This window comes from Aeromonas sp. OTU364 (assembly GCF_038440395.1).
In the GTDB taxonomy this organism is placed as follows: domain Bacteria; phylum Pseudomonadota; class Gammaproteobacteria; order Enterobacterales; family Aeromonadaceae; genus Aeromonas.
In genome coordinates, this window is sequence record NZ_JASATR010000017.1 from 74,011 (window position 1) to 96,619 (window position 22,609).

Consider the following 22,609-nt stretch of genomic DNA (forward strand, 5'->3'; position numbering starts at 1 on the left):
GCAGACTGACAGTTAACGATGAGGGTTAGGGTACTACAGTTTAAAACCGGTAGCCACAATGTAGACTTCTCGTGAACGGGCACGGGAGGAGTCTGGTTTACGAATCTTGACGACAGAGAAAAGTCTACGAATTTCATTGAGATAGGCGTCAAACCCCTCCCCCTGGAATACCTTGACCACGAAACTGCCATTACTGCGCAAGACCTGATTGCACATGTCCAGCGCCAGCTCGATCAGATACATGGAGCGAGCCTGATCCACCTGCTGGGTCCCGCTCATGTTGGGGGCCATGTCAGACATGACCACATCGACCTTGTCCGGGCCAACCCGGGCCAGCAAGGCGGCAAGCACAGTTTCCTCCCGAAAGTCCCCTTGCAGGAAATCAACACCGGCAATGGAATCCATCGGCAGAATATCGCAAGCAATCACTCGTCCCTTTTCACCCACCTGCTCGATGGCGAACTGGGACCAGCCACCGGGGGCCGCCCCCAGATCCACCACCGTCATGCCCGGCTTGAGCAGTTTGTCCTTGCCCTGGATCTCATCGATCTTGAACACGGCGCGGGAACGCAGTCCCAACTTCTGGGCTTTTTTGACGTAATGATCGTCAAAATGTTCTTTTAACCAGCGGGTTGAACTGGGGGAATGTTTTTTCTGGGTCATGATTGTCGACTTTAAAAAACCACAAGGGTTATTAGTATTAAGGGCTAAGTGGGGGTAGAATACGCCCCTTTCAACCCTGACTTATGAAGAAATTGCCATGATTCTCAACAATAAACAGAAACAGTACCTCAAGGGCCTCGCCCACAGCCTGAAGCCGATCGTCCTGCTGGGACAACACGGCCTGACCGAAGGGGTGCTGGCCGAGATCGATCTGGCGCTGAACCATCACGAGCTGATCAAGGTTAAGGTGTCGTCTGAAGATCGTGAGATGAAACAGCTGGTGATGGAAGCCATCGTCCGTGAGACAGGCGCCATCAAGGTACAGAGCATGGGCCATGTACTGACCATCTATCGTCAGGCCACAGAACCCAAGATCCAGTTGCCCCGCAAGTAACAGGAAAGAGCGTTCGCTCTTTCCTTCATTTCCCTTCTTCCCAAGTCGCTTGCCAAAATAGTCGTCAGGCCCTTAACCTGCGATGAATACTTGCGGACACCCACTATGGACAAGCATCAGATTCTCACCGACGAGGAGCTGGCCATGCTGCAGGACTTGGGAGACGCCGAGGACATGGCCGCCGGCCAGTTCCTGCGAGGCAACCTGAGTCTTCCCCTACAGAGCCTGTTGCAACGGGCCAGCCCCCTGACGATCGAGGCCCGCATCACCGGCCACCAACTGCGTTTTCCGCTGCATTGTACCCTGGCGGCGGAAGGCCACACCGAGCTGCGCATCGCCGCCCCCACCATCACTGAGCTGGGCTCCCCTCACCTGCGCGCCTGGCGACTCGATGAGAAAGCCGTCCTTCATACCAGCGATGCCGAGTATGAGGTGCACAGCCTCTCCCTCGGTGGTCTCATCGTGGCCGGTTTGCCACCGACGCTGGCCAAGGGCGACCGGCTGCACGGTACCCTCGGCATAGAGGGATTGCCCCCCCTGGCACTGAGCGGCACCCTGATAAGGCATGTCCAGTCCCACCACAAGCACCATGACTGGGCCTTGAAATTCCAGCTGGACAAGGGAGACCAGGAGCAACTGCGGGACTGGCTCTTCCAGCGTCATCAGGACGCCTTCGTCCAGACCTATCAGGGGGACTAAATGCAACAGGGGAGCCGGGGCTCCCCTGTCTGTCTCTGTCAGAACTCAATCAGAGATAGGCGACTTCCAGGATCTCGTACTCAACGTCGCCACCCGGCGTCTTGACGATGGCCACGTCGTCCACTTCCTTGCCGATCAGGGCACGGGCAATGGGCGAGTTCACGGAGATCATGTTCTGCTTGATGTCCGCCTCGTCGTCACCCACGATGCGGTACACCACTTCCTCTTCCGTCTCGCTTTTCAGCAGGGTCACGGTCGCACCGAAGATGACGCGGCCATTGTTGGCAATCTTGGTGATATCGATCACCTGGGCATTGGAGAGCTTGCTCTCAATCTCCTGAATTCGGCCTTCACAGAAACCTTGCTGCTCGCGAGCGGCATGGTACTCGGCGTTTTCTTTCAGATCACCATGTTCACGGGCATCAGCAATCGCTTCGATAATCTGGGGACGCAGCTCGCTCTTCAGATAGTCGAGCTCTTGACGCAGCTTTTCAGCGCCGCGAACAGTCATCGGAGTATGATTCATAGTCGAAACCTGGGTTGCTTTATAAAGAGAAGCTGCGGCAATCAAAGAGAGCCGCAGCTATCGGTTCGGATGAGGCATCTTAATATGAAGCCGTCACAAAATCCATGTCAGCCCCTGCGAGCGGGATCGCGCTTCCTGGCGAAAGCTACTTGGGATCCGCCACCCCGATAGGGGCAGATACCGTCGGTTTGCCCTGCATGATGGCGATCTCCACCCGCCGGTTCATGCGCCGGTTCTCCGGGCTGTTGTTTGGCACCAGCGGCTGGGAGTCCGCCATGCCCTGCACCACCAGGCGGTTGCCGTCAAAGCCGGGCACCTTGATCATCTGATGGGCCACCGCCACCGCCCGCTGGGACGAAAGCTCCCAGTTGGACTGGAACAGCTCGTCTTCGGTGGCGACGTCATCGGTATGACCGGAGACGGTGATCTCCCCCGGCACATCCTTGAGCAGGGTCGCGACTTTACGGATCACCGGCCAGAACTGGGGCTGCAGGAAGGCGGAGCCCGCCGGGAACGCCGCCTTCTCGCGGATGCGAATGATGATCTGCTGGCCCAGCGCCTCTATCTCGATGGCACCGTCCTGGATCTGGGCCTGCATCTGCTCGGCCAGCGCCTTGGCCAGTTCGTTGGACTGCTCCTGCGCCTTCTGGGCCTGCTGGACAGTGTCGCCACCGCTCTGCTGACCCTCGGTCTTGTCATGCCCCCCCGCCTGATCCGCATCCCCGGGCTGAAAATCCAGCTCGGTCTGGGTCATGTCTATGGTCTGCTGCATGATGGTGTCGATGGGCGTCGGTTCAGGCCTGCCGGGGCGAAACTCCTGGGCGATGACCGAGGTCCCCTTGGGAATATCCTTCACCTCCAGGATGTTCTGCACCCCGAACGCCTTCTCCATGGAGCCGGCGATCTGCTTGAACTTCTGCACATCCATCTCCGCAAAAGAGAGCAGAAGCACGAAGAAGCACATCAACAGGGACATGAGATCGGCGAAGGTACCCATGTAGCCCGGCAGGCCGGGCGGCGGACACTTGCACTTTGCCATGGGGCCTCCTAGTCGAGTCCGTTGTTGCGTTTGGACTGGTTGAGGTAGTTCTGCAGCATGGCCTGGATCACGCGAGGGTTCTGGCCATCCTGAATGCCCATGATGGCGTCGAGGATCAGGGTGCGGCTCAGTTGCTCCTCGCCGCTGCGCAGCTCCAGCTTGTCGGCGATGGGGATGGCAATCATGTTGGCCTCGATCGCCCCGTACAGCGTGGTCAGCAAGGCCACCGCCATGGCCGGGCCGATGGACTTGGGATCACTCATGTTCGCCAGCATGGCCACCAGCCCCACTAGCGTACCTATCATCCCCATGGCGGGACCGAGGTCGCCCAGGGAGCGAAACACCTTGACGGCGATGACGTGGCGCTCCGAGGTCAGCTCTATGTCTTTTTCCATCACGGCGCGCACCACGTCGGCGTCATGGCCGTCCACCAGCATGTCGATGCCCTTCTTCATGAAGGGATTGGGGATCTCCGCCGCCTCCAGCGCCAGAAAGCCTCCCTTGCGGGCCGCGTCCGCCAGCTCCACTGCCTTGGCAATCAGATCGTCGAGCTTGTCGCCCTTGTACATGAAGGCCTTGCCCGCAACCTTGAACGCCATCAGGAACTGGCTGAGGTTGAACTTCATCATGCAGATGAAGAGGGAACCCAGTATGGTGATATAGACCGAGGGCATATCCACATACATGCTCATGGGGCCACCCAGCAGCATGCCGTACACCACCACCCCGAATCCCAGCACTATGCCTATCAGACTGCCTAAATCCACATCCCTACTCCTGTCACCGAACTTGCCATCTATTTATATTTTGTTGAATTTTCTGCTATTGCGCCCCTGGCAGCAAGCCCGGCACACCTCAATAACCCATCGGCAGTACATGGATGCCAGCCCCTTTCTATCGGCCGCGGTCAGGATAGTTTGAGGACGGCACACTTTTCTGCCTCCCCCCTGTGCCCGGTCGATGTTAAGATGAGCCGTTTTTTTCAATCCCCGAGGATGGACATGGCCAGTAAAAAAATCGACCGTCTGAGTTTTGATGCCACCCTGGAAGAGCTGGAAACCATAGTGCATCAACTCGAACAGGGGTCGCTCCCCCTCGAGGAGGCACTCAAACAATTCGAACAGGGCATCCATCTGGTGCGTGCCGGCCAGCAGAAGCTGGAGCAGGCCGAGCAGAAGATCCAGATCCTCCTGACCCAGGCCGACGGCAGCGAGCAGGCGGTCCCCTTTCGATCAGAGCAAGGAGAGGAGTGAGTGACCCTGGACGATTTCTCCCGCCTGCACCGGCGCCGCATCGACGACTGTCTCTCGGCACAGCTTGAGGCTCTGCCCGCCATGGCGCCGCGCCTGCGGGATGCGATGAAATACGGCCTGCTGCTCGGCGGCAAACGGGTACGACCCTTCCTGGTCTACGCCGTGGGCGAGATGCTGGGGGTGCCAAGCGAGCGGCTCGACGGCCCTGCCGCCGCGGTGGAGTGCATTCACGCCTACTCCCTGCTGCACGACGATCTGCCCGCCATGGACAACGACGATTTGCGCCGCGGCCAACCGACAGTCCACAAGGCGTTCGATGAAGGCACCGCCATCCTGGCCGGTGATGCCCTGCAGACCCTGGCCTTCTCCATCCTGGCGGATCATCCTCTCCCCGACGAGCTGCTGGCCAACCGGGTACGGATGCTGAGTGCCCTGGCCCGTGCCTCCGGTTATCTCGGCATGTGCGGCGGTCAGGCGCTGGATCTGGAGGCCGAAGGCCGCCGGATCAGCCTCGCCGAGCTGGAGCAGGTGCACCGCCACAAGACGGGCGCGCTCATCGAGTGCGCCGTCACCCTGGGGGCCCTGTGCAAGGCCGACGTGGAACCCGCCACCCTGGCCGCGCTGCAAACCTATGCCGCCGCCATCGGGCTCGCCTTCCAGGTGCAGGATGACATCCTCGACATCACGGGCGACACCGCCACCCTGGGCAAGCCGCAAGGCTCGGATCTGGCGCAGGAGAAGAGCACCTATCCGGCCCTGCTCGGTCTCGACCCTGCCCGTGAGCTGGCTCGCGAACTGCATGACAAGGCCTTAACAGCCCTGCAATCCTTGCCCTACAATACCGACATTCTGGAAGCGTTTGCCGATTACATCATCGAGCGAACCCACTAAACGCTGGATAACAGTAACAATATGAGCGTTGATATTAGCGATTTCCCCAACCTGGCCCTCGCGGATACGCCGGTCGAGTTGCGATCCCTGCCCAAAGAGCGGCTGCCCATTCTGTGCGAAGAGCTGCGCGAGTATCTGCTGCGCTCGGTGAGCCGCTCCAGTGGCCACTTCGCCTCCGGCCTCGGCACAGTCGAGCTGACGGTGGCGCTGCACTACGTCTACAACACCCCCTTCGATCGATTGGTGTGGGACGTGGGCCATCAGGCTTATCCCCACAAGATCCTGACCGGTCGGCGCGAGCGCATTCACACCATTCGCCAGAAAGATGGCCTGCACCCCTTCCCCTGGCGGGAAGAGAGCGAGTATGACGTGCTCAGCGTGGGCCACTCCAGCACCTCCATTGGTGCAGCCCTCGGCATGGCGGTTGCCGCCGAGAGCGAGGGGCTGGGCCGCAAGGTGGTGGCCGTCATAGGTGACGGCGCCATCACGGCGGGCATGGCCTTCGAGGCCCTCAACCACGCCGGCGATGTCCACAAGGACATGCTGGTGGTGCTCAATGACAACGAGATGTCCATCTCCGAAAATGTCGGGGCGCTCAACAACCACCTGGCCAGGCTGATGTCCGGCAAGCTCTACACCACCATCCGCGAAGGCGGCAAGAAGGTGCTGGCGGGGCTGCCGCCGGTCAAGGAGCTGGCCAAGCGGGCCGAAGAGCACCTCAAGGGCATGGTGGTACCCGGCACCCTGTTCGAGGAGTTCGGCTTCAACTACATAGGCCCCATCGACGGCCACGACATCCACGCTCTGGTCGAGACCCTGCGCAACATGCGCAACCTCAAGGGTCCCCAGCTGCTGCACGTCAAGACCAAGAAGGGCAAGGGCTACGAGCCCGCCGAAAAAGACCCTATCGGCTATCACGCCGTCCCCAAGTTCAACCCGGACGAGTGTGCCCTGCCCAAGAGCGCCGGCGGCAAGCCGACCTTCTCCGCCATCTTCGGCCAGTGGCTGTGCGACATGGCGGCGAAAGACGAGAAACTGGTCGGCATCACCCCCGCCATGCGCGAGGGCTCCGGCCTGGTCAAGTTCAGCCAGCAGTACCCGGATCGCTACTTCGACGTGGCCATCGCCGAACAGCATGCGGTCACCTTCGCCGCCGGCCTTGCCATCGCCGACAAGAAACCCGTGGTCGCCATCTATTCGAGCTTCCTGCAACGGGCCTATGACCAGCTGATCCACGACGTGGCGCTGCAGAACCTGCCGGTGCTGTTCGCCATCGACCGCGCCGGTCTGGTGGGGGCCGATGGCCCCACCCATCAGGGGGCGTTCGACATCAGCTTCCTGCGCACAGTGCCGAACATGGTGGTGATGACGCCGTCCGACGAGAACGAGTGCCGCCAGATGCTCTACACCGGCTATCAGTGCAACCAGCCCGCTGCGGTGCGCTACCCCCGTGGCAGCGGCTGCGGCAGCGAGATCATGAGCGAGATGCAGGCACTTGAACTCGGCAAGGGCCGGATTGTTCGCCAGGGCAAGGGCACCGCCATACTGGCGTTCGGCACCCTGCTGCATCAAGCCTGGGCCGCCGCCGAGGCGCTGGACGCCACCCTGGTGGACATGCGCTTCGTCAAGCCCATGGACGAGGCCCTGGTGCTCTCCCTTGCCGCCTCCCACGATCAGTTTGTCACTCTCGAGGACAACGCCATCATGGGCGGGGCCGGCTCTGCGGTGAACGAGCTGTTGATGCATGCCAAGCAGTGCAAGCCTGTGCTCAATCTGGGGCTGCCGGATCGCTTCGTGGAGCAAGGCACCCAGGAGGAGATCTATGCCCAGCTGGGGCTGGATGGCGCAGGTATCCAGGCCAGCATAGAGACCTGGCTGCTGGCCTGATCAGGCACGTTGACGAGCAAATAAAGAAGGGCGCCTGATGGCGCCCTTCTTGTTATCCATTATTTCAAACCTGTGCACACACTGTCGCGAGAAGGGCGTCAGCAAGGTTACAAGCCGCTCAGGAACCGGAGCGTATAGATATACGTGAGCACTCCTTGATTCCACATAAGCGAGCAGCACATGAGCCTTGATCACGCCCTCGCAGTAAGTGTGAGGACTGGTTTTTATCAGCCCTTGTAGATCTTGGGGTTGAACACATCCCGCAGCCAGTCACCCAGCAGGTTGATGACCAGCACCAGCACCACCAGGCAGATACCCGGGAAGGCGGTGATCCACCAGGAGCCGGAGAAGATGTAGTTGAAGCCCACGCTGATGAGCGACCCCAGCGACGGCTGATCCACCGGCATGCCCAGCCCCAGGAAGGAGAGTGCCGCCTCGCTCATGATGGCGTTCGCCACCTGCACCGTGGAGATGACCAGGATGGGCGACAGGCAGTTCGGCAGTATGTGGCGGAACATGATGCGCGGGGCACGGAACCCCATCACCTGGGCCGCTTCCACGTACTCCTTCTTCTTCTCCGCCAGCACGGAGGCGCGCACCGTCCGGGCGTACTGGGGCCACTCGGCGATGCCGATGATCACCACCAGCATCAGGATGGCGAACTTCGAGTAGAACTCGGAGCCAAAGGTCGCCTGGAAGATGGCGGAGATGATGATGGCCACCATCATGGTGGAGAACGACAGCTGCACGTCGGCAAAGCGCATCAGCAGGTTGTCGATGCGACCACCGAAGTAACCGGCGATCAGGCCGATGACGATGCCGAGCACCAGCTGCAGGCCGACGGCGAACAGGCCTATGGTCAGCGAGATACGGGCGCCATAGAGGATGGTGCTCCAGATGTCCCGTCCCTGGTTGTCGGTACCGAGCCAGAAGCGCGCCTCGCCCCCTTCCAGCCAGGAGGGTGGCAGCTCCGCATCCATCAGATCGAAGCTGGTCTGGTCATAGACGTTGTGCGGTGCCAGCCAGGGCGCCAGCAGCGCCGCCAGTACGAACACCACAAACACCGCAAAGCTGAACATGGCTACCTTGTCCCGCAGGAAGTAGTAGACGATGTCAGAGTTCTTGAATCGCGCCCAACGGCTTGGGCTTGCAGTTACAGCGTTAGTCATCTGTTACCCCTTGGCGGTCAGGTTGACGGTCGGGTTGATGAACCCGTAGAGCAGGTCGACCAGGGTATTGGTCACCACGAAGATAAGGCCCACGAAGATGACGTAAGCGGTGATCAGCGGGGTATCGACCCGGTGGATCGCCTCGAGGAACAGGAAGCCCGTCCCCGGCCACTGGAACACGCTCTCGGTCAGTATGGTGTAGGCCACCATGGTGCCGATCTGCACGCCGCCGACTGTGATAACCGGCAGCATGGTGTTCTTCAGGGCGTGCTGGTAGTAGACCTTGTTGTTGTCCAGCCCCTTGGCACGGGCGAACTTCACGTACTCGGAGGAGAGCTGCTCCAGCATCTCGGAGCGTACCAGCCGGATGAACAGCGGCAGCATGATGGAGGAGAGGGACACCGCAGGCAGGATCAGGTGCAGTATGCCGTCCCAGGTAAAGAAGCCCGACTCCCAGCCCAGCAGGTTGTAGGTCTCGCCACGGCCATAGGCCGGCAGCCAGCCGAGCTGGATGGAGAAGAGGTACATCAGCATGATGGCGGTCAGGAAGACCGGGATCGAGATGCCGATGCTGCTCACCGCCATGATGAGCTTGGTCAGGAAACTGCGCGGTCTTATCGCCGAATAAACCCCCAGCGGAATGGAGACCACGACGATGATGAGCGCAGCGGCAAACACCAGCTCAAGGGTAGCCACCAGCTTGTCGAGGATCACCTCGAGGGCCGGTCGCTTGAAGAAATAGGAGGTGCCCAGATCCCCTTGCACCGCGTTCTGCAGGAAGCGGCTGTATTTCACCAAAAAGGGATCGTTGAGGCCCATTTTGTCGCGCAGCTCCTGGCGCACGGACTCGGAGACGGATTGTCCCACCAGCTCGCGCAGCGGATCCCCCAGGTTGTCCTGGATGGAGAAGGCGACCAGGCTGATGACGAACATCACTATCACGGCCTGATAGAACCGTTTCAGCAGGAATGTAAACATGCTTGTCCTTCTACGTGGCCTGTGTCTTGGCACAGGCTTCTGTTAATGGCGGGGCACCCATGGGCGCCCCGCCAGGTCCTTCCTTAGCGCTTCACTTACTTGTTGACCACCAGGTCACCCAGGTAAGGGAAGTTCATCACGTTGACCACAGGCTTGATGTCGACGTTCTTCTTGGCACCGTAGGCCAGGTCTTCCCAGTGCAAGGGCACATAGGCAGCGTCGTCGATCAGCATGGCTTCCACCTTCTGCAGGATGGCGGCACGCTTGGCCGGGTCGGTTTCGGTGTTCGCTTCCATCACCATCTTGTCAGCCTCTGCGTTGGCATAACCGCCGCAGTTGTACTGACCCATGCCGGTCTTGGCATCCTTGGTGAAGGTCAGGAACTCGAAGAAGTTCGCACTGTCTTCGGTGTCGGAGTGCCAGCCGATCAACTGCATGTCGGAGGCGCACTTGTCAAACTCGGGCCAGTACTGGGCCACCGGCATGGTCTTCAGATCCACCTTGATGTTGATCTTGGACAGCATGGCGGAGACGGCCTGGGCGATCTTGACGTCGTTGACGTAGCGGGCAGCCGGGGAGATGAAGGTCATCTTGAAGCCCTTCTCGTAACCGGCTTCCTTCATCAGCTCCTTGGCCTTGGCCAGATCATACTGGGGCTTGAGCGCCTCGTTGTAACCGGCATAGCCTTTCGGGCTCAGCTGGCCGGCCGGGGTACCGAAGCCCTTGTTGATCTTGTCGACTATGCCCACCTGGTTGATGGCGTAGTTGATCGCCTGACGCACGCGCTTGTCTTTGAGCGCCGGGTTGGTGTTCTGGTTCAGCTCGATGATGATGGCGCGGGTACCGGACAGGGTCACCAGCTGGGAATCCTTGCCGTTCTTCACGCGCTCCAGATCGTTCGGGGCAACCGGGTAGATCATGTCCACGTCACCACCCAGCAGGGCGGCTACGCGGGTCGCGTCTTCCTTGATCGGCACCACGGTCAGGTTCTGGACGTTGCCCTTGGAGGCCTTGTCCCAGTAGTTGGCATTGCGGGCATACTCCAGCTTCACGCCCTGCTCGCGGAACTTGACGCTGAACGGACCGGTACCGGAAACATGGGTAGAGGCATAGGAGTCGCCGTTCTTGACGATGGCGGCCTTGTCCTTGCCGGCTTCATCCTTGCCGCTGTAGAACTTGGAGTCCATCGGGAAGATGTAGGTGACGGTCTGCAGCACCAGCGGGAACGGCTTGGCGGTGACGAGATCCACGGTGAAGTCATCCACCTTCTTGGCTTCGGCGATGGGGTCGAAAATAGCCTTGAAGTCCGGGGAGGCCTTCAGACGGTTGACGGTCCATACCACGTCATCGGCGGTGAAGTCGTTGCCGGAGTGGAACTTGACACCCTTGCGCAGGTGGAAGCGGACGGTCTTGTCGTCGATGCGCTCATACTTCTCGGCCAGACGCGGCTCGAACTGCAGATCCTGGGTGTAACGCATCAGGGGATCGAACACCAGGTGAGACATCTCCAGGGTCTGACCGGAGAGCTGCTCCTGCGGGTCCAGCGAGGTGGCGTCAGAGGCGACGGCAACCTTGATGTCGGCGGCAGAAACGTTGAACGCGAGACCAGCGGCGAACAGCGCCATGGCGATCTTGGATAATCCTTTCTTCATGTCTTTCTCCATGCTTTTGGCTTTTTATTGACAGACAAACCGGCGAACCGGTGCTTTCCTAGCTTGCGATTTCCAGCCCCTCGCGGGACATTCCCTTAAATTCCGGCATGAGGGAGATCAGCTTGCGGCTGTACTCATGCTCGGCATTGGTAAACAGTTTTTCGGTCTCCGCGACCTCCACCAGGTGGCCGTGCTGCATCACGCCGATGCGGTCGCACATCTGGCGGATGACCGGCAGATCGTGGCTGATGAACAGCATGGTCAGCCCAAGCTCCTGCTGCAAATCCTTGAGCAGGTTGAGGATCTGGGCCTGTACCGAGACATCCAGCGCCGAGGTGGGCTCGTCGCAGATGAGGAAGCGCGGCCGGGTCGCCAGGGCGCGGGCGATGGAGATACGCTGGCGCTGACCACCGGAGAACTCGTGGGGATACTTGACCCCGGCCCCGCGGCCGAGGCCGACGTGATCCAGCAGATCGCTCACTATGCCCTCAATCTGGCTCTCGCTGGTCGCCAGTTTGTGGAAGCGGATCGGCTCGGCGATGATGTCACGCACCTTCATGCGCGGGTTCATCGAGGAGTAAGGGTTCTGGAACACCATCTGCATCTGGCGGCGCAGCGGGCGGCGCTCATGCTCCCCTTTCAGGGCGGTGAGATCGATCCCCTCGAAGAAGATCTTGCCGGTATCGGGCGGATAGAGGCCGGTGATGGCGCGGGCTATGGTGGATTTGCCGGAACCCGACTCCCCCACCAGACCGAAGGTCTCACCTTCGAAGATCTCGAAGCTGATGTTGTTGCAGGCGCGCACGTACTGGCGGCGGCTCGGGAAGATGGAATCCTTGGTGACGAACTTCAGATCCACGTTCTCCACCCGCAGCAGGGCCCCTTCATAGGCGCGCTCGTCCTGACTCTGGCCGAGCCAGTGGGTCTTGAGATCGATGCTGAGATCCGGCGCACCGGCATCCTCTATGTAGGAGACCAGGGGGAAGCGCACCAGCTTCACATCGGAACGGGGCACCGCCGAGATGAGGCTGCGGGTATAGGGGTGGCTGGGACGACCCAGCACCTGTTCTGTGGTGCCGAACTCCACCAGATCCCCGCGGTACATGACAGCCACCTTGTCGGTGACGTTGGATACCACGCCCATGTCGTGGGTCACCAGCATGCAGCCCACCTGACGCTCCTTGCAGAGGTTGCGGATGAGCTGGAGGATCTGATCCTGAATGGAGACGTCCAGCGCCGTGGTCGGCTCATCGGCGATGATGAGCTCGGGATCCCCAGACAGCGCGATGGCGATGACCACCCGCTGGCGCATGCCACCGGAGAACTGGTGCGGGTACTGCTTGATGCGCACTTCCGGCTGCGGGATCCCGACCGCCCCCATCAGCTCGAGGGCCTTGGCAAAGGCGGCCTCGCGATTGAGATCGGTATTGGCCAGTATGGTCTCCACCAGCTGCTGTTCAACGGTGAACAGCGGATTGAGGGAGGTCATGGGATCCTGGAAGATGAAGCCGATACGGGAGCCACGGATTGCCCGCATCTCGTTCTGGCTCTTGCCGGAGATGAGTTCGCCGTTGAGGTAGATATCGCCACGGGCGATGCGACCGGGCGGGCTCAACAGATCGATGACGGCATTGCCTATGGTGGACTTGCCGGCACCTGATTCACCGACCACTCCGACGATCTCGCCTTTTTCCACGGAAAAAGAGAGATCCTTGACCGCGGCCAGCACCCCATAGCGGGAGGGGTACTCGATCCGCAAGTTTTTCACTTCGAGCAAGGACATGGTTACCTCTGCGGGGGACATCCGTCCCAAATAATTCGTCCGTAAATCAGCCGCAGATGCTGGTTGTGCCTTGGTACTTAATGTTGAGAGCTTCTCTTGTGCAGTAAACGCTCAATCCATGAGGCAGCCAAACCAGCGATCCGGGCGGGTTTTTTGCATTTTTTTGGAATAACCCGCGAGTAAGTTAGTCGGTTTGCCCGCGGGTGTAAATGATCCAGTTATACAATTTCGCAATACTTTGCGCAGATAACGCACTAGCCATTGGCGCAAAATGTCGATAAATATCACATTAACAGAGATTGTGATGGCAATGCGAGAGATTAGCTTATTTAAATTTCAACAAAGATGTAACAAGCAATCGAATCCACTATTCAATGCTGAGTTCGCAGCTTCGAATGAGTAGTGAATATTTATGTGAAATGATTTTTTAACGGCAGCATATCTGGATGAAGGAAAACTAAGCAGAGATAAATAGGGTCAACTCAGAATGATCTGCCAGAGCCCAATTCGCCATCACCGGACAAGGCGGGGGGATTGCATACAAAAAGGCGCAGTCCCATCAAGGAACTGCGCCTGACGCTTAATTGTATGGAAAGAGCGGGCAGACAGACGATGAAACTGCGCGGCAGCGAGGGCCAGGCCCGCCATGACGGCCGTGATCGCCGACTCCGCCTTACCAGCGAGCCAGCAACTGCATGCAGAGCAAAGCGAACAGGCCGGCGATGAGATCATCCAGCATGATGCCGAGCCCGCCGTGAATACGACGATCGAACCAGGAGATGGGCCAGGGCTTGAGCACGTCGAACAGCCGGAACAACACGAAGCCGGCCAGCACCCACTCCCAGCCGGCGGGGGCCGCTATCATGGTGACGCCGAACCCTATCACCTCGTCCCAGACGATGGCGCCGTGATCCGGCATGCCGATGGCATCGGTGGCCGCCTGGCAGATGCGGATGCCCGCCACGAACCCCACCGCCAGCAGGGCGATGAACCAGGGGGTCGGCAGACCGCTCACCAGCAGGTAGAGCGGAATGGCCACCAGGGTCCCCATGGTCCCCGGCGCCCTGGGGGAGAGACCGGCACCAAAGCCCAGCGCCAGCAAGTGGAGCGGGTTCTTCAGGCTCAGGCCTGTCAGCTCAGGCCTTATCTTGAAAAAGCTCATGCGAAGTGATCCCAGCCCTTGAGATGCAGCTCGACCGGCTGCTCACCCTGCACATAGTCGATGCCGGGGTCGCCGGCCTGGATGCGGCCGATGCGGGTGAATCTGACGCCACAGTTGGCCAGCGCCGTGTCCAGGGCACCATGATGCTCTTGTGGCACGGTGAAGCAGAGCTCGTAGTCATCCCCACCGGCCAGCGCCAGCTGCCAGGCATCCCGTGCGGGCACGGCGTCCTGCAACACGGGCGAGAGGGGCAGCAGATCGAGATCGATCTGGGCCCGCACGCCGGACGCCTTGAGGATATGGCCGAGATCGGAAGCCAGGCCGTCGGAGAGATCCAGCGCGCTGCTTGCCAGCCCGCGCAGCGCCTGACCGGCCAGGATGCGGGGATGGGGATGATCGAGCCTGGGCAGCACGGCCGCTAGCTGGTTCTCGTTGAGGGTGCGCTTGCCCAGCAGATGGGAGAGGGCCAGGGCCGCATCCCCCAGGGTGCCGGTAACATAGATGCCGTCCCCTACCCTGGCGCCGCTGCGCATCAGGGCACGACCGGCCGGCACGGATCCCTTCACCGAGACGGTGATGGAGAGTGGCCCGCGGGTCATGTCCCCCCCCACCAGGGCCACATTGTAATATTCGGCAAGCTCGAGGAACCCTTCCGCAAAGCCCGCAACCCAGGCCTCGTTGACGGCGGGCAGGGTCAGCGCCAGGGAGACCCAGCGTGGCTCTGCCCCCATGGCGGCGAGATCGGAGAGGTTGACCGCCAGCGCCTTGTAGCCCAGATCCACCGGATCCATGTCCGGGAAGAAGTGCACGCCGCTCACCAGGGTATCCGTGCTCACCGCCAGCAGGGTATCGGCGGGCAGGGTCAGCAGGGCACAGTCATCCCCTGGGCCCATCACCACGTCCTTGCGGGCGTGGGGGACCTTGAAGTACTTCTCAATCAGCTCAAATTCACCCATACAGTAAAAAGCCAGCGGTTAGGCTGGCTCCTCTCTTAATGCTGATGGACGTCAGGATCAACGCTTGGTCAGCGTCTTGATCACCTTGTCCAGTACACCGTTGACAAACTTGTGGCTGTCATCGGCGGCGAAGGCTTTGGCCAGCTCGATCGCTTCGTTGATCACCACGCGCGGCGGCACATCATCACGACGGGTCAGCTCGTAGGTCGCCAGACGCAGGATCGCCTTGTCCACCATGTCCACTTCTTCCAGCGGACGGGAGAGGAAAGGCGAGAACACCTTGTCCAGCTCGTTGCAGTGGACCGCTACCCCGAACAGCAGATCGCGGAAATAGCTCAGGTCCACACCCTTGGTGTCCTGATCGATCTTGAACTGCTCTTCGATGTCGCCCACGTTGGCCTGGGTCATCTGCCACTGGTAGATGGCCTGGGTGGCGCAATGGCGGGCCTTACGGCGCTCGGACGGTTTCAATGTACTTCTCCTCGTTACACGTCCAGCTGTTTCAGGACGTTGATCATTTCGAGCGCGCTCAGTGCAGCCTCTGCACCCTTGTTACCCGCCTTGGTACCGGCGCGCTCGATGGCTTGTTCAATGTTTTCAGTGGTCAGTACGCCGAAGGCGACGGGAATTTCATACTCCATCATCACCTGGGCCAGCCCCTTGCCGTTCTCGCTCGCCACCAGTTCGAAGTGATAGGTGCCACCACGGATGACGGTACCGAGCGCGACTATGGCGTCGTATTGACCGCTCTTGGCCAGCTTCTTGGCTGCCAGGGGAATTTCGACGGCACCCGGCACGCGCACCAGGGTGAGATTGCTGTCCTGGACCTGGCCTTGACGCTTCAGTACGTCTACCGCACCGTTCACCAGGCTGTCATTGATGAAGCTGTTGAAACGGGCAACGACAATAGCAACACGCGCCTCGGGAGCGGCGATATTCCCTTCGATAATCTTCATTGGAAATCCTGTCTCTGTGCAATCAATAGGGGCCGGGGCCAAAAGTGCACGCATTCTAGCACAACAGAGCCGCGACAAAAAACCATGGCCGCAACGAGTGGCCAGGATAGTCATTCAACCCGTCAGGGGCTTGCTCGCCGACGTACTCCACCACCTCAAGGCCGAAGCCGCTGGCGAGCATGGTATGTCGTCAAGCGAGCACCAGGGCGCTTACTCGCCGACGTACTCCACCACCTCGAGGCCGAAGCCGCCGAGGGCATGGTATTTCTTCGGAGAGCTTAAAAGACGCATCTTGCCCACGCCCAGTGCCTTGAGGATCTGGGAGCCCACGCCGACCCGGCGCGAGGTGCCCTGCCACTTGGCCCCTTCCGGTGCCAGTCCCTTGTCGGCGGCTTCAAAGCCCTTGACCCGGGCCAGCAGCTCGGCGCCCTGGGCTTCCGCCCCCAGGATCACCAGCACACCGCCCTCGGCGGCGATGCGGGCCATGGATTTGGGCAGCGGCCAGTTGCGGGCGCTGTGGCGATCCGTCAGCAGCAGATCGCTCAGCACGTCGTGCAGATGGACCCGTACCAGGGTCGGCTGGTCGGCTTTCACCTCGCCTTTCTTGAGGGCGAAGTGCACCTGGTTGTCTATGGTGTCGCGGAAGGTGACGAGATCAAACTCCCCGAACTCGGTGGGCAGCTTGCACTCGGCCACCTTCTCCACCGTGGTCTCGTGCTGGTTGCGGTACTCGATAAGATCCGCGATGGTGCCCAGCTTGATGCCGTGCTGCTCGGCGAAGATCTCAAGATCGGGACGGCGCGCCATGGTGCCATCCTCGTTGAGGATCTCGACGATGACGGAGGCCGCCTCGTAACCGGCCAGACGGGCCAGATCGCAACCGGCTTCGGTGTGGCCGGCACGGGTCAGCACGCCGCCATCCTGCGCCATCAGCGGGAAGATGTGGCCAGGCTGCACCAGATCGGCGGCCTTGGCGTTCGGTGCGACGGCGGCCTGGACGGTCACGGCGCGATCGGCGGCGGAGATGCCCGTGGTCACCCCTTCGGCCGCTTCTATGGTCACGGTGAAGGCGGTGGAGAACTGGGCGTTGTTCCTGTCCACCATCAGCGGCAGCGCCAGCTGCTTGCAGCGATCCCGGGTCAGGGTCAGGCAGATGAGGCCCCTGCCGTAACGGGCCATGAAGTTGATATCCTCCGGACGGACACAGGAGGCGGCCATGATGAGGTCCCCTTCGTTCTCCCTGTCTTCGTCATCCATCAGGATCACCATTTTGCCCGCCTTGATATCGGCAATGATTTCCTGGGTTGTGCTCAGCGCCATGGGCTACTCCATCAACATGCTTGGGGAATTGAGCCTGCCGGCTCGGCTTGATACTGCATCATTGTGTGCTAGATGGGGGCACGGGGCCCCATTTCAATCGGAGCGGGATCACAGAACCGTGTTTTGCCCGCTCCCCTGCCTGTCAGATAAACCCGGATCGGGCCAGGGTCTCCAGGGTCAGGCTGGAGCCGCCCTGCTCCTGCGCCCTGCCCTGCATCAGCCGCTCCAGATAGCGGGCGATCTGATCCACCTCCAGGTTCACCCTGTGGCCCGGTTTCCAGCGGGCTATGGTGGTCTCCTGGGCGGTGTGGGGCACTATGGTCAGGCGAAAGAGATCCCCCTGCACGGCGTTGACCGTCAGGCTGATGCCATCCACCGCAATCGACCCCTTCTCGGCGATGTAGCGAGAGAGTTCCTTTGGCGCCTCGATCCAGTACTCGATGGCGCGGCCGCTGCTGGACTTGCTCTTCACCTCGCCGATGCCATCCACGTGGCCGGAGACCAGGTGGCCGCCGAGGCGGGAGCTCGGCATCAGCGCCTTCTCGAGGTTCACCGGATCCCCTACCTTGGCCTCGGCAAAGCCGGTGCGAGAGAGCGTCTCAAGGGAGACGTCGGCGGTGTAGCTGTTGTCCCCCAGGGCCACCACGGTCAGGCAGACGCCGTTGGTGGCGATGGAGTCGCCCAGCTTGACGTCGCCAAAGTCCAGGGTCGGCGCGTGGACGGTGAGGGCCATGTCATCCCCTTGGCGGCGCAGGGCGGCCAGGGTGCCCATGGCTTCGATAATTCCGGTAAACATGCAGATCACCTTGCTGATGACGGGGGCAGTGACTGCCCCCTTGAACATTGATAAATCAGGCTATTTTCGCTGTGATGCGAATATCCTGCCCCACCAGACGCACATCCTTGACAGTGAGCTTGGGGGCCTGGAACAGCCGGGTCAACTCCGGCAGGTGGAACAGGCCGCGCCCCTCATCCCCCAACAGCTTGGGAGCCTGATAGAGCACCAGTTCGTCCACCAGCCCCTTGGCCAGCAGGGCGCCGCACAGCCTGGGACCCGCCTCCACCAGCACAGAGTTGATGTTCTGCTTGGCCAGCAGCATGAAGAGGCTCACCAGATCCAGCTTGCCATCCAGCAGGGGCAGGGTCAGCTGCTGCACCCAGGCAGGCCAGTCCCCGTCGACCTTGTGACGGGCCAGCAGCACAGGGCTCTCGCTCTGGAACAGGGGCAAGTCCGGGGTCAGCCGGTTCTGGGAATCGACGATGACCCGCAACGGCTGGCGCAGGGCCTCCCTGAGATAAACGGCCTTGACCGAGGCCGGCAGCTCGTCCCAGCGCACGTTGAGGGAGGCGCCGTCGGCCAGCACCGTCTCGGCGCTGGAGAGCACCGCATCGTGGCGGGCACGCAGCCGCTGCACGTCCCGGCGCGCCTCCGGGGAGGTGATCCACTGGCTCTCGCCGCTCGCCATGGCGGTGCGACCGTCGAGGCTGGCGCCGAGCTTGACCGTCACCTGCGGGAAGGCGGTGCGCATCCGCTTGAAGAAACCGGGGTTCAGGGCCTCGGCCTCGGCGCTGAGCAGGCCGAAGTCGGTCTTGATGCCCGCCTCGGAGAGCATGCGCAGGCCGCGTCCCCCCACCTGGGGATTGGGATCCACCATGGCGGCGACCACCCGGGTCACCCCGGCCTTGATCAGCGCCTCGGCACAAGGAGGGGTGCGACCGTGGTGGGAGCAGGGCTCCAGGGTCACATAGGCGGTGGCGCCGCGAGCCTCTTCCCCGGCGGCATGCAGGGCATAGACCTCGGCATGGGGTTCACCGGCACGCTGGTGCCAGCCCTCCCCCACCACCACGCCGGCCTTCACCAGCACGGCGCCCACACAGGGATTGGGGGCCGTGGTGTAACGGCCGCGACGGGCCAGCTCGAGGGCCCGGCTCATCCATTGGTAATCGTCTTGACTAAACATCTGGGCTCCCGTTCAACGCGAGAAAATAGGGGTGCTAACGCAATCCGTGGGTGGCTGGCTTATTTCTCCAGCTTGGCGATCTCTTCGCCGCTTCTTGTTACAAACTAGGCGGATGTCCTCGAGTCCTGAGGTAGAGAGGGGCGAAGCGGATATTGCTTTGCTCACCCGACCCTCTTCACTTCTCCAGCTTGGCGATCTCTTCACCGAATTCGCGGATGTCCTCGAAGCTGCGATAGACGGAGGCGAAGCGGATATAGGCCACCTTGTCCAGGCTCTTGAGCTCATCCATCACCAGGTTGCCCACCAGCTGGGACGCGACTTCGCGCTCGCCGGTGGCACGCAGCCGGGACTTGATGTGATTGACCCCCTTTTCGATGGCCTCCATGCTCACCGGCCGCTTCTCCAGGGCCCGCAGTATGCCGGCCCGCAGCTTGTCTTCATTGAAGGGCTCGCGGGAGCCGTTGGACTTGATGACACGGGGCATCACCAGCTCGGCCATCTCGAAGGTGGTGAAGCGCTCGTGGCAGAGCAGGCATTCACGACGGCGGCGCACCTGATGGCCTTCTGCCACCAGACGGGAATCGATCACCTTGGTATCAACCGCACTACAGAAAGGGCAATGCATCGGACCTCCGGCGTTAACGGAAAAGGCACCTGCCCCGCGGGGTCAGGATCTTGGCCGGCCAGTGTAGCACGGCCATCCAAAGCCGGTAAAAGCCCAGAAAAAACAATGCCACCCACAGGTGGCATTGGGGCTGAAATGGCGCCGGTTCAGTCGTCGTAGGGCAACAGATCCGGATCGCAATCCACATAGTCGGGGGCCGGATCTTGCTCGAATTGCACCGCATCGATATGGGTATGGCCCTGCATCAGCGCCTTGCTCACCCTGTGCATGCCATCCATGACCCGGCCCGCACTGTCCAGAATGATGGGATAGGCGAGGTCGACGGCCAGCATCAGCTGACAGTGCTCGACCACGCTGCGCACCGTGGGCCGGATGTTCCCATGCCCGTACCAGTGCTCGCTATCGAGCTCCGCGATCTGCGAGAGCGGCACCGCTTGCACCGGCAGCCCGTGGCTCAGCCGCACCAGACGGCGCACATCCCATGCCAGCAGGCCCTCGGGGCTATCGCGAAAATGGTACTGGGCACGGATGGCAGAGATGAGTTCCTCATCACTGAGCGCGGTCTGATTTGGCATGGTGCCTCCTCTGTCGGTCGAATGAGTACAGCCCTATGGCAAGGCCGGAGCAGAAACAACAATGCCACCCTGGGGTGGCATTGTTTTTATACCAGAGTCTCTGGCGTATCAGGCATAAACCGGGAAACGACGGCAGATATCCAGTACCTGCTCGCGCACTGTGGCCAGCACGGCATCGTTGTCATGGTTGTCCAGCACGTCGCAGATCCAGTTGGTCAGCTGGATGGACTCGGCTTCCTTGAAACCACGGCGGGTGATGGCCGGGGTACCGATCCGCACACCTGAGGTGACGAACGGAGAGCGCGGGTCATTCGGCACCGAGTTCTTGTTGACGGTGATGTTGGCCTTGCCCAGTGCGGCGTCGGCGTCCTTACCGGTCAGCTCGCGGCCGATGAGGTCAACCAGCATGAGGTGGTTGTCGGTACCGCCGGAGACGATCTTGTAACCGCGCTCCATGAAGGTGGCGGCCATGGCCTTGGCGTTCTTGACGACCTGGGCCTGATAGGTCTTGAACTCGGGCTCCAGCGCTTCCTTGAAGGCCACGGCCTTGCCGGCGATGACGTGCATCAGCGGGCCGCCCTGACCACCCGGGAAGACGGCGGAGTTCAGCTTCTTGTACAGATCTTCGTCGTCGGCGGCGGAGAGGATCAGACCACCGCGCGGACCGGCCAGGGTCTTGTGGGTGGTGGAGGTGACCACGTGGGCGTGGGGCACCGGGTTCGGGTAGACGCCAGCGGCAATCAGACCGGCCACGTGGGCCATGTCGACGAACAGGTAAGCACCGATCTTGTCGGCGATTTCACGCATGCGGGCCCAGTCGACGATGCCGGAGTAGGCGGAGAAGCCACCTATCATCATCTTCGGCTTGTGCTCGACCGCCAGGCGCTCCATCTCGTCATAGTCGATCTTGCCGGACTCATCAATGCCGTAGGGGATGATGTTGTACAGCTTGCCGGAGAAGTTCACCGGGGAGCCGTGGGTCAGGTGACCACCGTGGGCCAGGTTCATGCCCAGCACGGTGTCGCCCGGCTGCAGCAGGGCCATGTAAACGGCGCTGTTGGCCTGGGAGCCGGAGTGCGGCTGCACGTTGGCATAGGTGGCACCAAACAGTTCCTTGGCGCGCTCGATGGCCAGGGTTTCGACCACGTCGACGTACTCGCAACCGCCGTAGTAACGCTTGGCCGGGTAGCCTTCGGCGTACTTGTTGGTCAACTGGGAGCCCTGGGCTTCCATGACGCGGGGGCTGGTGTAGTTCTCAGACGCGATCAGCTCGATATGTTCTTCCTGACGACGGGTTTCGTCTGTGATGGCCTGCCACAGCTCTGGATCATAGCCGGCGATGGTCATGTCACGTTTCAACATCCGTTTATCTCCTGAAAATCGTTTGCGCGATAGGTGAAGTGGGCCCGCGCATTGTAACGTGAGCTGGATCAAAGAGACAGTCCAACCACCCAAAAACTTGTTTATAAAATGTAAAATACGTCGCAATTTTCGAAGCCGGACGCCCCTCTTTCCCCTTGCCTCTCGCAGGGCCGGCGCCCCTTCCGTCGGCTCGGCCCCTCCCGGGGCGCCCGGCAATCCTGTCTGACCCGCCCCCTGAATCCTCCCCTATGGAGGGCAAAAACCAGAGCCAGATCATGGATATAGCATTTACTAACAGATAACATCTTTAGACGGCACAGGGGCTGCGAAGCCTGGCGAGCGGCCATCGGCTGGCAACGGCAGGGCCCTTTGGCGCACAGGGTCGCACCAGAGCCCTGCATTTGCCTCTCTCACCACAAGGGGGAATTCCATGGATCATCTGATGCTGTTCGTGATTGTCGCCGTCTTTGCCATCTTCTATTGGGTCTATTACACCGGCAGTCGCAAGGGCGCCTGCACCACCCGCTGGGAGACGCTGCCCACCCGGGCGCAGTATCTGGCGGCCCACCCCGAGGCCGTCGATGGCGATATCATCTTCTGTATCCATTGCGGCCACCATCAGCAGCTCGAGGTGGGGGTGGTGCACCAGGCCGACTACCGGCGCCAGCACATCTGCCCCCGCTGCAAGCAGGCGCTCTACAGAGACGAGGAGCAGGAAGGGAGCGGCGGATCAGTCGTCGGCAGCAGACCAGGCTGAG

24 protein-coding genes are annotated in these 22,609 nt (G+C 61.1%); 6 read left to right on the forward strand and 18 right to left on the reverse strand.

Annotated elements, in window-relative coordinates; translation table 11 throughout:
• Nucleotides 1-33: 33 nt before the first annotated feature.
• Nucleotides 34-663: a 23S rRNA (uridine(2552)-2'-O)-methyltransferase RlmE gene (gene rlmE, locus AAHB08_RS16180; protein WP_025326058.1), complete on the reverse strand. Its 630-nt coding sequence runs from the start codon at nt 661-663 to the stop codon at nt 34-36.
• 97 nt (nt 664-760) lie between these two features.
• On the opposite strand from rlmE, the gene yhbY reads away from it, so the two are divergent.
• Together yhbY and AAHB08_RS16190 are read left to right on the forward strand one after the other, a co-directional pair.
• Nucleotides 761-1,057 carry a ribosome assembly RNA-binding protein YhbY gene (yhbY, locus tag AAHB08_RS16185; protein WP_342059491.1) on the forward strand — a complete coding sequence of 99 codons (297 nt, stop codon included), beginning with the start codon at nt 761-763 and terminating at the stop codon, nt 1,055-1,057.
• Between the two features lie 105 nt (nt 1,058-1,162).
• On the forward strand, nt 1,163-1,756 hold the full coding sequence (locus tag AAHB08_RS16190; protein ID WP_342059492.1) for a PilZ domain-containing protein: 594 nt from the start codon (nt 1,163-1,165) through the stop codon (nt 1,754-1,756).
• 49 nt (nt 1,757-1,805) lie between these two features.
• Here AAHB08_RS16190 and greA read toward each other — a convergent pair whose 3' ends face one another.
• The 3 genes from greA to pomA all read right to left on the reverse strand — a co-directional run bounded on the left by greA (nt 1,806) and on the right by pomA (nt 4,088).
• Nucleotides 1,806-2,282, reverse strand: a complete 477-nt coding sequence (greA, locus tag AAHB08_RS16195; protein ID WP_139437343.1) for a transcription elongation factor GreA — start codon at nt 2,280-2,282, stop codon at nt 1,806-1,808.
• A gap of 145 nt (nt 2,283-2,427) precedes the next feature.
• Entirely contained in the window at nt 2,428-3,321 is an 894-nt protein-coding gene (locus AAHB08_RS16200; RefSeq protein WP_342059493.1) for a flagellar motor protein MotB, read from the reverse strand.
• Between the two features lie 8 nt (nt 3,322-3,329).
• Nucleotides 3,330-4,088: a flagellar motor protein PomA gene (gene pomA, locus AAHB08_RS16205; protein WP_342059494.1), complete on the reverse strand. Its 759-nt coding sequence runs from the start codon at nt 4,086-4,088 to the stop codon at nt 3,330-3,332.
• A 234-nt stretch (nt 4,089-4,322) separates the two neighbouring features.
• Between pomA and xseB the strand changes: the two genes are divergently transcribed.
• The 3 genes from xseB to dxs are packed head-to-tail and all read left to right on the forward strand — an operon-like array spanning nt 4,323 to nt 7,352.
• Complete coding sequence (gene xseB, locus AAHB08_RS16210; RefSeq protein ID WP_025326041.1) at nt 4,323-4,574, forward strand: exodeoxyribonuclease VII small subunit; 252 nt, start codon at nt 4,323-4,325, stop codon at nt 4,572-4,574.
• Nucleotides 4,575-5,465, forward strand: coding sequence for a (2E,6E)-farnesyl diphosphate synthase (gene ispA / locus AAHB08_RS16215; RefSeq protein ID WP_202046532.1), 891 nt, complete (start codon nt 4,575-4,577; stop codon nt 5,463-5,465). It abuts the gene before it with no gap.
• A 21-nt stretch (nt 5,466-5,486) separates the two neighbouring features.
• Nucleotides 5,487-7,352, forward strand: a complete 1,866-nt coding sequence (dxs, locus tag AAHB08_RS16220; RefSeq protein ID WP_342059495.1) for a 1-deoxy-D-xylulose-5-phosphate synthase — start codon at nt 5,487-5,489, stop codon at nt 7,350-7,352.
• A gap of 227 nt (nt 7,353-7,579) precedes the next feature.
• Here the strand turns inward: dxs and AAHB08_RS16225 are convergent, their stop codons facing one another.
• The 14 genes from AAHB08_RS16225 to glyA form a co-directional block, all read right to left on the reverse strand.
• Complete coding sequence (locus tag AAHB08_RS16225; RefSeq protein ID WP_025326038.1) at nt 7,580-8,521, reverse strand: ABC transporter permease; 942 nt, start codon at nt 8,519-8,521, stop codon at nt 7,580-7,582.
• Nucleotides 8,522-8,524: 3 nt separating this feature from the next.
• Nucleotides 8,525-9,499: an ABC transporter permease gene (locus AAHB08_RS16230; protein ID WP_202046534.1), complete on the reverse strand. Its 975-nt coding sequence runs from the start codon at nt 9,497-9,499 to the stop codon at nt 8,525-8,527.
• 95 nt (nt 9,500-9,594) lie between these two features.
• Nucleotides 9,595-11,151 carry an ABC transporter substrate-binding protein gene (locus tag AAHB08_RS16235; protein WP_106887629.1) on the reverse strand — a complete coding sequence of 519 codons (1,557 nt, stop codon included), beginning with the start codon at nt 11,149-11,151 and terminating at the stop codon, nt 9,595-9,597.
• A 58-nt stretch (nt 11,152-11,209) separates the two neighbouring features.
• On the reverse strand, nt 11,210-12,934 hold the full coding sequence (locus tag AAHB08_RS16240; protein WP_139437331.1) for a dipeptide ABC transporter ATP-binding protein: 1,725 nt from the start codon (nt 12,932-12,934) through the stop codon (nt 11,210-11,212).
• A gap of 673 nt (nt 12,935-13,607) precedes the next feature.
• Nucleotides 13,608-14,096, reverse strand: a complete 489-nt coding sequence (locus AAHB08_RS16245; protein ID WP_342059496.1) for a phosphatidylglycerophosphatase A family protein — start codon at nt 14,094-14,096, stop codon at nt 13,608-13,610.
• Nucleotides 14,093-15,052, reverse strand: a complete 960-nt coding sequence (gene thiL / locus AAHB08_RS16250) for a thiamine-phosphate kinase (RefSeq protein WP_342059497.1) — start codon at nt 15,050-15,052, stop codon at nt 14,093-14,095. Before thiL ends, AAHB08_RS16245 begins: the two co-directional genes overlap by 4 nt.
• A gap of 57 nt (nt 15,053-15,109) precedes the next feature.
• Nucleotides 15,110-15,523 (reverse strand): transcription antitermination factor NusB, encoded by a 414-nt coding sequence (gene nusB / locus AAHB08_RS16255; protein ID WP_139437325.1) that lies wholly within the window; start codon nt 15,521-15,523, stop codon nt 15,110-15,112.
• 14 nt (nt 15,524-15,537) lie between these two features.
• A complete protein-coding gene (gene ribH, locus AAHB08_RS16260; RefSeq protein WP_139437323.1) occupies nt 15,538-16,008 on the reverse strand; it encodes a 6,7-dimethyl-8-ribityllumazine synthase in 471 nt (156 codons plus the stop codon).
• Nucleotides 16,009-16,218: 210 nt separating this feature from the next.
• The gene (gene ribBA / locus AAHB08_RS16265; protein ID WP_342059498.1) at nt 16,219-17,328 is read right to left on the reverse strand and encodes a bifunctional 3,4-dihydroxy-2-butanone-4-phosphate synthase/GTP cyclohydrolase II; all 1,110 of its coding nucleotides are present in this window, start codon (nt 17,326-17,328) and stop codon (nt 16,219-16,221) included.
• A gap of 142 nt (nt 17,329-17,470) precedes the next feature.
• The gene (locus AAHB08_RS16270) at nt 17,471-18,124 is read right to left on the reverse strand and encodes a riboflavin synthase (protein WP_342059499.1); all 654 of its coding nucleotides are present in this window, start codon (nt 18,122-18,124) and stop codon (nt 17,471-17,473) included.
• A gap of 55 nt (nt 18,125-18,179) precedes the next feature.
• On the reverse strand, nt 18,180-19,289 hold the full coding sequence (gene ribD / locus AAHB08_RS16275) for a bifunctional diaminohydroxyphosphoribosylaminopyrimidine deaminase/5-amino-6-(5-phosphoribosylamino)uracil reductase RibD (protein WP_342059500.1): 1,110 nt from the start codon (nt 19,287-19,289) through the stop codon (nt 18,180-18,182).
• Nucleotides 19,290-19,464: 175 nt separating this feature from the next.
• A complete protein-coding gene (gene nrdR / locus AAHB08_RS16280; RefSeq protein WP_025326027.1) occupies nt 19,465-19,914 on the reverse strand; it encodes a transcriptional regulator NrdR in 450 nt (149 codons plus the stop codon).
• A 146-nt stretch (nt 19,915-20,060) separates the two neighbouring features.
• Complete coding sequence (locus tag AAHB08_RS16285) at nt 20,061-20,489, reverse strand: hypothetical protein (protein WP_342059501.1); 429 nt, start codon at nt 20,487-20,489, stop codon at nt 20,061-20,063.
• Between the two features lie 108 nt (nt 20,490-20,597).
• Nucleotides 20,598-21,851, reverse strand: coding sequence for a serine hydroxymethyltransferase (gene glyA, locus AAHB08_RS16290; protein ID WP_342059502.1), 1,254 nt, complete (start codon nt 21,849-21,851; stop codon nt 20,598-20,600).
• 430 nt (nt 21,852-22,281) lie between these two features.
• On the opposite strand from glyA, the gene AAHB08_RS16295 reads away from it, so the two are divergent.
• Complete coding sequence (locus AAHB08_RS16295) at nt 22,282-22,608, forward strand: hypothetical protein (protein ID WP_139437313.1); 327 nt, start codon at nt 22,282-22,284, stop codon at nt 22,606-22,608.
• The last annotated feature ends 1 nt before the right edge of the window (nt 22,609 follow it).

Coding starts and splice junctions, on each gene's coding strand:
- rlmE (WP_025326058.1), bottom strand. CDS start 663: ATGACCCAGAAAAAACATTCCCCCAGTTCAACCCGCTGGTTAAAAGAA.
- yhbY (WP_342059491.1), top strand. CDS start 761: ATGATTCTCAACAATAAACAGAAACAGTACCTCAAGGGCCTCGCCCAC.
- AAHB08_RS16190 (WP_342059492.1), top strand. CDS start 1,163: ATGGACAAGCATCAGATTCTCACCGACGAGGAGCTGGCCATGCTGCAG.
- greA (WP_139437343.1), bottom strand. CDS start 2,282: ATGAATCATACTCCGATGACTGTTCGCGGCGCTGAAAAGCTGCGTCAA.
- AAHB08_RS16200 (WP_342059493.1), bottom strand. CDS start 3,321: ATGGCAAAGTGCAAGTGTCCGCCGCCCGGCCTGCCGGGCTACATGGGT.
- xseB (WP_025326041.1), top strand. CDS start 4,323: ATGGCCAGTAAAAAAATCGACCGTCTGAGTTTTGATGCCACCCTGGAA.
- dxs (WP_342059495.1), top strand. CDS start 5,487: ATGAGCGTTGATATTAGCGATTTCCCCAACCTGGCCCTCGCGGATACG.
- AAHB08_RS16225 (WP_025326038.1), bottom strand. CDS start 8,521: ATGACTAACGCTGTAACTGCAAGCCCAAGCCGTTGGGCGCGATTCAAG.
- AAHB08_RS16230 (WP_202046534.1), bottom strand. CDS start 9,499: ATGTTTACATTCCTGCTGAAACGGTTCTATCAGGCCGTGATAGTGATG.
- AAHB08_RS16235 (WP_106887629.1), bottom strand. CDS start 11,151: ATGAAGAAAGGATTATCCAAGATCGCCATGGCGCTGTTCGCCGCTGGT.
- AAHB08_RS16240 (WP_139437331.1), bottom strand. CDS start 12,934: ATGTCCTTGCTCGAAGTGAAAAACTTGCGGATCGAGTACCCCTCCCGC.
- AAHB08_RS16245 (WP_342059496.1), bottom strand. CDS start 14,096: ATGAGCTTTTTCAAGATAAGGCCTGAGCTGACAGGCCTGAGCCTGAAG.
- thiL (WP_342059497.1), bottom strand. CDS start 15,052: ATGGGTGAATTTGAGCTGATTGAGAAGTACTTCAAGGTCCCCCACGCC.
- ribH (WP_139437323.1), bottom strand. CDS start 16,008: ATGAAGATTATCGAAGGGAATATCGCCGCTCCCGAGGCGCGTGTTGCT.
- ribBA (WP_342059498.1), bottom strand. CDS start 17,328: ATGGCGCTGAGCACAACCCAGGAAATCATTGCCGATATCAAGGCGGGC.
- AAHB08_RS16270 (WP_342059499.1), bottom strand. CDS start 18,124: ATGTTTACCGGAATTATCGAAGCCATGGGCACCCTGGCCGCCCTGCGC.
- ribD (WP_342059500.1), bottom strand. CDS start 19,289: ATGTTTAGTCAAGACGATTACCAATGGATGAGCCGGGCCCTCGAGCTG.
- nrdR (WP_025326027.1), bottom strand. CDS start 19,914: ATGCATTGCCCTTTCTGTAGTGCGGTTGATACCAAGGTGATCGATTCC.
- AAHB08_RS16285 (WP_342059501.1), bottom strand. CDS start 20,489: ATGCCAAATCAGACCGCGCTCAGTGATGAGGAACTCATCTCTGCCATC.
- glyA (WP_342059502.1), bottom strand. CDS start 21,851: ATGTTGAAACGTGACATGACCATCGCCGGCTATGATCCAGAGCTGTGG.
- AAHB08_RS16295 (WP_139437313.1), top strand. CDS start 22,282: ATGGATCATCTGATGCTGTTCGTGATTGTCGCCGTCTTTGCCATCTTC.